This window comes from Streptomyces sp. NPDC006208 (assembly GCF_040613775.1).
Taxonomy (GTDB): Bacteria; Actinomycetota; Actinomycetes; order Streptomycetales; family Streptomycetaceae; genus Streptomyces.
Genome location: NZ_JBEXSW010000073.1, coordinates 20,107 through 29,027, shown reverse-complemented (window position 1 = coordinate 29,027; position 8,921 = coordinate 20,107). Strand labels below are relative to the sequence as shown.

At 71.2% G+C, this 8,921-nt stretch carries 7 protein-coding genes; 3 read left to right on the top strand and 4 right to left on the bottom strand.

Translation table 11 applies throughout. The features are described from left to right. Nucleotides 1-484: 484 nt before the first annotated feature. Nucleotides 485-1,960, bottom strand: coding sequence for a hypothetical protein (locus ABZ208_RS36605; RefSeq protein WP_356913777.1), 1,476 nt, complete (start codon nt 1,958-1,960; stop codon nt 485-487). Nucleotides 1,961-2,271: 311 nt separating this feature from the next. On the opposite strand from ABZ208_RS36605, the gene ABZ208_RS36600 reads away from it, so the two are divergent. Continuing rightward, complete coding sequence (locus tag ABZ208_RS36600; protein WP_356913776.1) at nt 2,272-4,122, top strand: endonuclease/exonuclease/phosphatase family protein; 1,851 nt, start codon at nt 2,272-2,274, stop codon at nt 4,120-4,122. A 133-nt stretch (nt 4,123-4,255) separates the two neighbouring features. Further along, entirely contained in the window at nt 4,256-5,152 is an 897-nt protein-coding gene (gene dapA, locus ABZ208_RS36595) for a 4-hydroxy-tetrahydrodipicolinate synthase (RefSeq protein ID WP_356913775.1), read from the top strand. Here dapA and ABZ208_RS36590 read toward each other — a convergent pair. Both ABZ208_RS36590 and dapD read right to left on the bottom strand, forming a co-directional pair. Continuing rightward, entirely contained in the window at nt 5,137-5,340 is a 204-nt protein-coding gene (locus tag ABZ208_RS36590) for a hypothetical protein (protein WP_356913774.1), read from the bottom strand. The two genes, dapA and ABZ208_RS36590, sit on opposite strands and share 16 nt — an antisense overlap. Nucleotides 5,341-5,469: 129 nt before the next feature. After that, the gene (dapD, locus tag ABZ208_RS36585) at nt 5,470-6,471 is read right to left on the bottom strand and encodes a 2,3,4,5-tetrahydropyridine-2,6-dicarboxylate N-succinyltransferase (protein WP_356913773.1); all 1,002 of its coding nucleotides are present in this window, start codon (nt 6,469-6,471) and stop codon (nt 5,470-5,472) included. Between the two features lie 195 nt (nt 6,472-6,666). Here dapD and ABZ208_RS36580 point away from each other — a divergent pair, with 195 nt between their 5' ends. Continuing rightward, entirely contained in the window at nt 6,667-7,743 is a 1,077-nt protein-coding gene (locus ABZ208_RS36580) for a hypothetical protein (protein WP_356913772.1), read from the top strand. Between the two features lie 3 nt (nt 7,744-7,746). On the opposite strand, the gene ABZ208_RS36575 is transcribed toward ABZ208_RS36580, so the two are convergent. After that, nucleotides 7,747-8,709 carry an alpha/beta fold hydrolase gene (locus tag ABZ208_RS36575; RefSeq protein WP_356913771.1) on the bottom strand — a complete coding sequence of 321 codons (963 nt, stop codon included), beginning with the start codon at nt 8,707-8,709 and terminating at the stop codon, nt 7,747-7,749. Nucleotides 8,710-8,921: the final 212 nt, after the last annotated feature.

Here is an 8,921-nt window from a genome sequence, read left to right as displayed (position 1 = left end):
GGCGCCCCTCGGACAGGCCGCGGACCGGCCCCACGCCCGCCGCGACCGCACGGCCCGCGTGCGGGGCCCTCAGGGTGGGGGCGCCCGCCTCGGGCAGGAAGCGGACCGGCCCCGCAGCCAGCCCGCCGCCCCGTGCAAGGCCCTCGCGCCAGGTATCTCGCAGACCGCCCCTCGGGCGGGTAACGGACCGGCTCAACGCTCGCAACGGGTGCGCCGCCCCCGCGCGGGCTCCCGCGCACGGGTTCCTCGCGGGCGCCCCTCGTACGACCACCGGTCCGCGCGAGGGCGCAGGAGGGGCTCCCGGGCGCGAGGTGGCGCGACTCGCGCGCGGCGCGGTGAGCCCTGCGGGCCGGGCCGCAGGCCCGGCCCGGTGACTCGAGGGGCGCCACACCCCCAGGCAGGCTCGCCCCGCAGCGGCGTCCCGCAGCGGGGCAACGCGAGCCCTCGCCGGCCCCGCCCCGGAGCTGCGTCGCGGGGCGCCGCGTCAGCTCCCCGTTCGCGAGCGGGCCTTGAAGGCCGCCTTGCGGGCCTCCTTCGCCGCCTTCTTGTCGCGGTGCAGGCGGCCCATCGCCTCCAGGACCGTCGCCGTCGCCGGATGGTCCACCCGCCACGCCGCGTCGAAGAAACCGCTGTGTTGGCCGACCAGGCCCTCCACCAGGTCCTGGAGTTCGTCCGGTTCGCCAACCGCGCTCAGTTGCGCGGCGATCGTGTCGATGGCCAGCCAGAAGATCATCGATTCCGGCGGCGCCGGTACGTCCGCCGCGCCGTGCTCCGCGAGCCAGACGCGGGCCAGGCCGCCGAGCCGCGGGTTGTCGAGGACCGCGCGTACGGCCGGCTCGGCCTGCGGGCCCACCAGGGTCAGGGCCTGCTGGCAGTGCAGCCGGCGCAGCGGTGCGCCCGCGTCGTCCCCTTCGGCGGCGGTGAGGAGTTCGCGCGCCGCGTCGGCCGGGGCACGCCGGGCCAGCCACTGCTCGGTCTCGGCGCGCGCCGACAGCTCGGGAAAGTACGCGAGCCCGTCGAGCAGCACCTCCGCACCCTTGTCCGCGAGGTCGCCGACCGCGGGCGCGTGGATCCCCTCCTCCAGCAGCCGGGCCCTGATGCCGTACAGGCCGAGCGGAGTGAGCCTGACCAGGCCGTACCGGGAGACGTCCTCGTCGTCGGGCTGCGGCGGGGGCTCCTCGCCCTCCTCGACCATCAACGCCTCGTCCACCGGCCGGTATTCGACCAGGCCGATGGTTTCGAGCAGCCTGAACTGGTCGTCGAGGCGCATCATCGCCTGCGACACCTGTTCCAGCACGTCGTCGGTGGGCTCGCCCATGTCGTCGGGCACGATCATCGACGCAGCAAGCACGGGCAGCGGCACCGCTTCCTCGCCCGCGCCGCCCCCGGTGACGGTCAGCAGGTAGAGATTGCCGAGCACACCGTCCAGGAAGGCGGCTTCGGCCTCGGGGTCCCAGTCCAGCGCCTCGACGTCGATGGTGCCGTCCTCGCCGAGGATGTCCTCGATGCCGTCGAGCAGGGGCGCGGTCGCGTCCGCGAGCACCACGTCCAGGGCGTCCAGCCACAGACCGAGCACATCCTGGGGACCACCGCCGGTGACGAGCGCCAGGTTGTCCCCCGAGGAGACCGTGCCGACCGAGTCGTCATCACCTTCCTCGACCTCCACGAGGCCGGTGTCGACGGCGATGCGCCAGGCCTCGCTGGCGTACGCCGGCCCCTCGCCGCCCCCGTCCGTGCCCTCGGCCCCCTCCCCGCCGCTCTCGCCGAGTCCCAGCACCTCCGCGGCCTCGGGCAGCTGCTCCTCGACGAGTTCACCGCCCACGCCGACCCGTGTCCCGGGTCCCGCCCAGCGGGCGAGCTTCACGGCCCTGGTCAGCAACGGAGTGGCGAGCGCGTCCCGCGCCAGCTCCGCGTCCGAGTGCAGCCGCACGGGCGGCAAAGGAGAGCGGTCTTCGGGCATCTGGTGGTTCTCCTCCGGGCGTTCGGAATCCGGGCGGCCCTGTGGGCGCCCCCAGCGTAGACGTATTTCACCGGGTTTCGCCGCGCCCGGGAGATACGGCCGGAGCAGGGGGCCGGCCAGGCACGGGCGTTCACCCCGCGAGCACCCCGCGAGCGGTGCAGACACCCCTGACTGGAGCCCCATTGCCATTGGTTCACCTGCCGGAACACCTCCGTACACCCGATGGCTCTTGACAACTACAGTGTCCAGCCAAGAGATTGACGCGCGTAGATATACGAACCACCCCCCAACCCTCATTCCGGAGTTCTCCGATGCCTTCCATACCGAGATATGCCGCCGTCGCGACCGTCGTGGCCTCCGCACTGGCCGCCGGTCTGCTCGCCGGTTCCTCCTCGGCCGCCGCCGACGCCGACACCACGGCCGACACCGCCGGCGCGCGCATTCATGACATCCAGGGCACCACCCGCACGAGCCCGCTCGTCGGGCAGCAGGTCAAGGACGTCGAGGGCATCGTCATCGGCGTCCGCGGGTACGGCTCCTCCCGCGGCTTCTGGATCCAGGACCTGCAGGCGGACGCCGATCCGGCCACCAGCGAGGGCCTCTTCGTCTTCACCGGCGCCGCCCCGACCGTCGCCGTCGGTGACGCCGTCAAGGTCTCCGGCACCGTGGGCGAGTACGTCCCGGGCGGCCTGAGCTCCGGCAACCAGTCGCTGACCCAGATCTCCAAGCCGACCGTGACCGTGGTGTCCTCGGGCAACGCGCTGCCCGCCCCGGTGACCGTCTCCGCCTGGTCCGTCCCGTCGCGGTACGCGCCCGAGGGCGACACCGCGGCCGCGGGCAGCATCAACGCCCTGCCGCTCAAGCCCCGTTCGTACGCCCTGGACTACTACGAGTCGCTCGAGGGCAGCAACGTCCGCATCGGCACCTCGCGTGTCGTCGGTGCCACCGATCCGTACTCCGAGCTGTGGGTGACGGTGAAGCCCTGGGAGAACCCGACGAGCCGCGGCGGCGCGCGCTACGGCTCGTACGAGTCCCAGAACACCGGCCGGCTGCAGATCCAGTCGCTCATTCCGCTCGCCCAGCAGCCCTTCCCCAAGGCGAACGTCGGCGATGTGCTGTCGGGCACCACCGAAGGCCCCCTGGACTTCAACCAGTTCGGCGGCTACACGATCACCGCCCGCACCCTCGGCACGGTCACCGACCGCGAGCTGGAGCGCGAGTCCACGCGTCCTCAGCGTCGCGGCGAGCTGGCAGTGGCCACGTACAACGTGGAGAACCTGGACCCGTCCGACCCGCAGGAGAAGTTCGACGCGCTGGCGAAGGCCGTCGTGGAGAACCTGGCGTCGCCCGACATCCTCGCCCTGGAGGAGATCCAGGACAACACCGGGGCGACGAACGACGGCACGGTGGCCGCCGACCAGACGGTCAAGAAGTTCACGGACGCGATCGTTGCCGCGGGCGGCCCGGCGTACGAGTGGCGCACGGTCGACCCGGAGAACAACAAGGACGGCGGCGAGCCCGGCGGCAACATCCGCCAGGTCTTCCTGTTCAACCCGGAGCGGGTCTCCTTCACCGACCGTGCCGGCGGCAACGCGACGGCCGCCACCGGTGTCACCAAGGAGTACGGCCGCGCCGCGCTCACCTTCTCCCCCGGCCGGATCGACCCGGCCAACACCGCCTGGGAGAGCAGCCGCAAGCCTCTCGCCGGCGAGTTCGTCTTCCGCGGGCGCACGGTCTTCGTCATCGCCAACCACTTCGGTTCGAAGGGCGGCGACGAAGGTCTCACCTCGCACCACCAGCCGCCGGTCCGCTCCTCGGAGGCCAAGCGCCTGCTCCAGGCGCAGGCCGTGAACACCTTCGTCAAGGACATCCTCAAGGCCGACCGGCGCGCGGACGTCGTGGTGCTGGGCGACATCAACGACTTCGAGTTCTCGGAGACGACCAAGGCACTGACGGACGGCGGCGCCCTGTACCCGGCGATCAAGTCACTGCCGAGCTGGGAGCGTTACTCGTACGTCTACCAGGGCAACAGCCAGGTTCTGGACCAGATCCTGACCAGCCCGTCGATCGGCGACTTCAGCTACGACAGCGTGCACATCAACGCCGAGTTCGCCGACCAGAACAGCGACCACGACCCGCAGGTGCTGCGCTTCCGTCCGTAGCACACCCCTCGCCGTGCGCGGGGCCCGCTCCGTCCAGCGGGTCCCGCGCCCAGGCGATCTCGTAGCAATGCTTCGCTGTCGCGGGAAGCAGATTTAACTGGAGCTCCCCGGTGGGGTGGGTCAGACTCCGATCATGCACTCTCCGCATCCTTTCGGCCGGGCTCTGTGCGCCATGGTCACGCCCTTCGCCGACGACGGCTCCCTCGACCTCGAGGGTGCCCAGAAGCTCGCCGCCCAGCTGGTGGACAGCGGCTGTGACGGGCTGGTGGTGAACGGAACCACCGGCGAGTCCCCGACCACCACGGACGCCGAGAAGACCGCGCTCGTCCGGGCGGTGGCCGAGGCGGTGGGCGAGCGGGCCTCGGTGCTCGCGGGCGTCGGCACCGCGGACACCCGGCACACCGTCGAGCTCGCGCGCTCCGCCGAGGCGGCCGGCGCCGACGGGGTTCTGGTGGTCACCCCGTACTACAGCCGCCCGCCGCAGGACGCCGTCGCCGCGCATTTCGTGCGCGTCGCGGACGCCGTGGGCGTTCCTCTGATGCTGTACGACATCCCGGGCCGCACCGGCACCCGCATCGAGCCGGACACCCTGCTGCGGCTGGCCGGTCACCCGCGCATCGTGGCCGTCAAGGACTGCTCGTTCGACCTGCTCGGCAGCTCCAAGGTCATCGCGCACGGCGGACTCGCCTACTACGCGGGGGCCGAGGAGCTGAATCTTCCGCTGTACGCGGTGGGCGGCGCCGGCTTCGTGTCGACAGTGGCCAATGTCGCGGCCCCTCAACTGCGGGCGGCTCTGGACGCGTTCGACGCCGGCGACACCGGCGCCGCGGTCCGGCTCAACCAGGCGACGCTGCCGCTCACCGAGCTGATGATGGCCTCCGGCCTGCCCGGCACGGTGACGGCGAAGGCGCTGCTCGGCGCGCTCGGGCTGCCTGCGGGCGGCGTGCGGGAACCACTGCAGCCCGCCGGCCGCGAGGCGGCCCGCGGGCTGCTGGCTGCGTACGAGGAGCTGGCTCAGTCGTCCACGTAGGTCGAGCCGAGGACCGCCGCGTGCTCGAGGACGTCCTCGAGCGGATCGTCGATCTGGCCGGTGGAGATCAGCGAGACGCTGTGTCCGTCGTGCGAGCCGGTGTGTGTCTCGTCGGCGAACGCGCTGCCCGCCGGATGCACCGCGGCAAGCAGCGCGAACACACCGAGTACGGCCGGCCTGGTCTTCATGTCGGTTCCTCGCCTTGCCGGTTCGGGGTCGGATCGTGTGACTCCGCTTCGCCCTGTCTATCCGCCCGAACGGAGCAAAGGTTACGCAGAGTCACACGATGGCGGGGACCGCCGACCGGGGACGGCCGGTCAGTTGTGGCTGTGGAGCACCTCGTTGAGACCGCCCCAGACCGCGTTGTTCGGACGGGCCTCGACGGCACCGGTCACCGAATTACGGCGGAAGAGGATGTTCGAGGCGCCGGACAGCTCACGGGCCTTGACGATCTCACCGTCGGGCATCGTGATGCGCGTACCCGCCGTGACATAGAGACCGGCCTCGACGACGCACTCGTCGCCGAGCGCGATGCCGACGCCCGCCTCGGCGCCGATCAGGCAGCGCTCGCCGATGGAGATGATGACGTTCCCGCCACCGGAGAGCGTGCCCATGGTGGAGGCGCCGCCGCCGATGTCCGAGCCGTCACCGACGACGACACCGGCGGAGATACGGCCCTCGACCATCGAGGTGCCCAGGGTGCCGGCGTTGAAGTTGACGAAGCCCTCGTGCATGACGGTGGTGCCCTCGGCGAGGTGCGCGCCCAGGCGGACCCGGTCGGCGTCGGCGATCCGCACGCCCTTGGGCGCCACGTAGTCCGTCATCCGCGGGAACTTGTCGATCGAGGTCACCTGCAGGTGCAGGCCCTCGGCGCGGGCGTGGAGACGGACCTTCTCGACGTCGTCGACGGCGACCGGGCCGAGCGAGGTCCACGCGACATTGGCGAGCAGGCCGAAGACGCCGTCCAGGCTCTGGCCGTGCGGCCGCACCAGGCGGTGGGAGAGCAGGTGGAGGCGCAGGTAGGCGTCGTGCGCGTCCAGCGGCTTGTCGTCCAGGGAGGCGATCACGGTGCGGACCGCGACGACCTCGACACCGCGGCGCGGGTCGGGGCCGATCGCCTTGGTGGCGCCCTCGCCGAGCAGCTCGACGGCCTGCTCGGCGGTCAGCCGCTCGGTGCCGGCGGGCCCGGGCTCGGCGACGAGCTCGGGAGCGGGGAACCAGGTGTCGAGTACGGTGCCGTCGGCCGTGAGAGTGGCGAGTCCGGCGGCGACGGCGCCGGTGGTGCGCGTTGCAGTGGTGCTGTCGGGCGAGTCAGTCATGACAGGAAACCTAACGGGCCGGGCACCGCCCCCGCGAACCGGTCTCAGGTGCCGGGCGTGATCCGCCCGTATGCCGGGTTCAGCGACTTGCAGGGGGTCCTGTCCGCCGCCCGGCGGCGTCCCGCTACGGTGTGCCGTCCGATCCTTCCGGTCGGATCGGTCCAGGTCGGTATCGAAGCACGGGGGAATCCAGCAGTGGCCCACGGAAACACGCCTTACCCGGGTACGCCCGCCTACGGCGGCTGGATGCCGCCGGTGCCCCCGCCGCCGAAGCCCGGTGTCATACCGCTGGCGCCGCTCGGCATGGGGGAGATACTCGGCGGGGCGTTCTCGACCATCGGCCGCCACTGGAAGCAGCTGCTCGGTGTCGCACTCGCGGCCTACGGCGTGGCCGCCCTGCTGGTCTGCGGTGCCATCGGCATCGCGTACGTGTCGGTCTCGGACCGCCTGCACCGCGTGCTGGACTGGTCGGGCAGCGAGGCCCCCGGCTGGGACGAGTTCGGCCCGCTGTTGCTCTCCTTCGGCGCGGTGTACCTGTTCGGCCTGCTCACGCTTCTGGTCGCCAACGCGGTGATCTACGCGAGCTGCCCCGTCATCCTCCAGGACGCGGTCCTGGGCCGCCCGACCACCATCGGCTCCGTCTGGCGCCGTGCCCTGCCCCGCACCGGGGTGGTGCTCGGCAGTGTTCTGCTGACCTCGCTGATCGCCCTTGTCCCGATCCTCCTGGCCGGGATGGCCTTCTTCGGATTCCTCTTCGCGATGATCATGCTGACCGTGAACGGCACGGACGGGTTCGGCTGGCTGATCCTGGTCGGATTCCTCGGCGCCCTGATCACGGGCCCGGCGGCCGTCTGGCTCTGGGTGAGGTTCAGTCTCGCCCCGGCCGCCGCCGTCTTCGAGGGCCAGGGCGTCATCGCCTCGATGAGCCGCTCCGCCCAGCTGGTGCGCGGTGCCTGGTGGCGGATCTTCGGCATCTCACTGCTGGCGTACCTGATCGCCGCGGTGGCCGGCTATGTGATCCAGCTGCCGCTGTCCGTGCTGAACGCCCTGCCCGCCGGCCCGGTGTCGCTGTCGGACGACGCGTCCAGCGGCGGCGTCGCCGTGACGATCCTTGCGACCACTCTGGTGTTCGGTCTGATCAGCTCGCTGATCGGCCAGGCCCTCACCGTGGCCTTCCCCCAGCTGGTGCTGAACCTGCTCTACATCGATCGGCGTATCCGCACCGAGAACCTGGCCGTTGCCCTCGCCGAGGCCGCCGGGCCGACGTCCTGACGGTCAGAGCAGAGGCATTCCGTATCCCTCGCAGACGGGCTTGAAGTCGTCGGGCCCGTCCGCGAGCGCGTTCATGGTGAGCTGCAGGGTGGGATCGTCGTTGAACAACCCCATGTGGCCCGCCTTGTCGTCGGGGCACATGTCCTGCAGGACGATGTTGGTGACGTCGTCGCCCTTCAGCGCCTGGGTCGCGTACGGGGTGATGACCTTGTCGTGCTCGGTCATCACGACGGTGTACTCGGGCCCTTCCGGCACCGTGTCACCGTCCGCCCACAGCTCCCTGGTGTAGTCGCTGGTGTCGGCCTGCTCGAGGACGCCGGGGAACTGTGCGACCTCGAACAGGCCGGTGACGAAGCCCATCGCGTTGAGGGAGTCGGCGAGGCGGACAATGCCGTTCAGATCGGTGCCGTGGGAGCTGGGCGCCCAGCCGACGTAGTGGGCAACCTTGTCGGCGCCGTCCATCTTCTTCATCCACCACATCGACACGCTCGAGCCGAGCGAGTGGCCGACGATGTCGACCTTCGCGGCCCCGGTCGCCTGCTGGACCCGCGCCACGAAGGCGTCCAGCTGCGCGGCCGAGTCCCTGTTGTGGCCCAGACCGCCGACGCGGCCGAACGACGCGGAGGTGAATCCGTAGTTCATGGCGAAGACGCAGTAGCCGTTGTTCTTCAGACGGGGCGCGGCCTTCACGAAGTCGGCGCCGATGTTGAAGAAGGTTCCCGGCAGCATGACCACCGGGTTGGGGTGTTCGGCACTCGGCCGGCACGACCAGTCGTTCGCGCCGGGCACAGCCTCGGGCGACACCGCGAAGTTCCACAGCGCCTGTGCGACGCCGCCTTCCCGCAGCGTGTCCTGCTGGGCAGCCTGTGCCGGGGCAGCGGCACAGGTGACGACGACTGCGGCCGAGACGGCGGCCGCGGCGAGTGACGTGCGCAGCCGGCGCACGGGCCACGTTGTCCCTGACATGGGTGCTCCTGGGATTCGCTCGGCCCGTCCTCGAACCGATGACCGGTGAAGTCGGGCGGACACTGCCGCCCCTGACGAATCGTCGCGGTGACCCGGCGCTCCGAGCCCCGTACGCCATCCAAACTTCGCGCCAGGGGTTTGTGAGCGATCACAGTTTGTCCAGGCTATGGCCAACGGTCCTTGACACCCCCCGCTCCCTGCGAGGACGGTGG

Bases quoted from the DNA above. Each gene is read 5' to 3' on its own strand.
- ABZ208_RS36605 (WP_356913777.1), bottom strand. From the start codon at position 1,960: ATGCCCGAAGACCGCTCTCCTTTGCCGCCCGTGCGGCTGCACTCGGAC.
- ABZ208_RS36600 (WP_356913776.1), top strand. From the start codon at position 2,272: ATGCCTTCCATACCGAGATATGCCGCCGTCGCGACCGTCGTGGCCTCC.
- dapA (WP_356913775.1), top strand. From the start codon at position 4,256: ATGCACTCTCCGCATCCTTTCGGCCGGGCTCTGTGCGCCATGGTCACG.
- ABZ208_RS36590 (WP_356913774.1), bottom strand. From the start codon at position 5,340: ATGAAGACCAGGCCGGCCGTACTCGGTGTGTTCGCGCTGCTTGCCGCG.
- dapD (WP_356913773.1), bottom strand. From the start codon at position 6,471: ATGACTGACTCGCCCGACAGCACCACTGCAACGCGCACCACCGGCGCC.
- ABZ208_RS36575 (WP_356913771.1), bottom strand. From the start codon at position 8,709: ATGTCAGGGACAACGTGGCCCGTGCGCCGGCTGCGCACGTCACTCGCC.